The organism is Streptomyces spiramenti (genome assembly GCF_012034385.1).
Classification (GTDB): Bacteria; Actinomycetota; Actinomycetes; order Streptomycetales; family Streptomycetaceae; genus Streptomyces; species Streptomyces spiramenti.
On sequence record NZ_JAAVJB010000436.1, the window covers coordinates 1 to 1,598 of the forward strand.

Below are 1,598 nucleotides of genomic sequence, written 5' to 3' on the forward strand. Positions count from 1 at the left end.
TCGCGTTCAGCTCGGCCGTCCCCTCCGGCCGGTCGTACCGCAGCCTCGCGCCCGCGGAGGTCCCCAGGTAGGTCGAGGCCACGGTGTGCGAGGCGAAGCCGAACAGCTCGCGGTCGCCCGCCACCCGCCGCTCGGCAGCTCCGCGCCCGTCCGCCGTCCGCCGTCCGAAGCCCGGTCAGCCGCCCGGCAGCGGCCTGCGCGGACCGTCCGGTTCGTCCAGCCACAGCCACTGCCGCTCGCCCTCGACGGTCAGCCCGTACCGCTCGGGGCCCGGTCGACCCGCCTCCTCGAACTCGGCGTGGTACTCCTCCAGCGCAGTCCAGAGCCGTCGCGGGCCCGCCTCCGACACGGAGCCGTCGGGGAACCGGCGGGCAGCGGAGCCGTCCGCCGCCCGCACCGACACCGAGCGCGGCGCGACCGCCGCGTCGACCCGCCAGTCCAGGTCCGGTTCCAGCACGCTGACCACGAACCGGAAGTCGACGTCGCCGACCGCCTCCGGCGGCAGCCGCGACGGCCGGGTGCCCGTCGCGGGCGCCGACGACGGCGCCGGAGTGGTGGGCGCCGGGCCGGGACGCCGCAGCGGCATGAAGTAGGCCGCGCCGAGGAAGCGCCCGGACGCCCGGTCCGGCCCCTGGGCCGCCACTCGCACCAGCCCCTGGCCCAGCGGCGCGACGATCAGCCCCGCGCGCGTGCACTGCCGCAGCCAGGCCGGCGGGACCCGGTCCACCCGGCAGGTGGCGATGATCCGGTCGTACGGCGCCCCCTCCGGCCACCCCAGCGAGCCGTCCGCGGTGACCACGCGCGGCCCGTAGCCGGCCGCCGCGAGCCGCGCCCGCGCAGAGGCGGTGATCTCCGGCGCGACGTCCACGCTGGTCACCCGGGCGTCCCCCAACCGGTGGGCCAGGAGCGCCGCGTTGTACCCGGTGCCCGTGCCGATCTCCAGCACGTCGCAGCCGTCCTCCACCTCCAGCGCGTGCAGCATCGAGGCCATCAGCGATGGCTGCGAGCTGGACGACACCGGCTCACCGGCGTGGCGGTGCGTCACCAGCGCCCGGTCGCTGTGGACACCCCGCAGCCACGCCTCCGTCCGCCGCTCCCGGCCGATCCGCAGCCCGGAGACGTCGTAGAAGTAGGGCACGAGGACGTGCCGGGGCACCGCCGCGAACGCCGCGCGCCACGCCGGGTCGGGCAGCACGCCCGCCGCGTCGAGTCCGTCGATCATCTCCGTCCGCAGCCGCAGCGCGGCGCGATCGGTCTCCTCGGTGCGGTCCATGGTCCTCCTCGGCACGGCCGACGGCCGTTGTCGGACACCGAACGGTGCCACGCCGACCTGGCCGGGCGTGGTACCCCTCGCCGTGCGTCTCGCCACCCCGACGGCGTGTCAAACCGCGCCGCACACCGCGCTCGACGGCCGACGGGGCGGTGTCGGGCGGATTTCCCGCGACGGAGCGTGCGGGGGTGGTGGCCGGACGCGGGTCGCGCCGGTACGTTCGCCCTCCGGGCCGCCCCGCGCCGCAGTCGCGGCGCCGACCGGAGCCGCGCGACGCACGGAGGCACCGTGAACCGACCGCCGTCCCCCGGAGCGGCGGGCCCACGAG

At 77.5% G+C, this 1,598-nt stretch carries 1 protein-coding gene; it reads right to left on the reverse strand.

Translation table 11 applies throughout. From position 1 onward, the window contains the following. Window positions 1-175: 175 nt before the first annotated feature. Entirely contained in the window at window positions 176-1,273 is a 1,098-nt protein-coding gene (locus HCJ92_RS23980) for a methyltransferase domain-containing protein (RefSeq protein ID WP_167935700.1), read from the reverse strand. Between the last annotated feature and the right edge of the window lie 325 nt (window positions 1,274-1,598).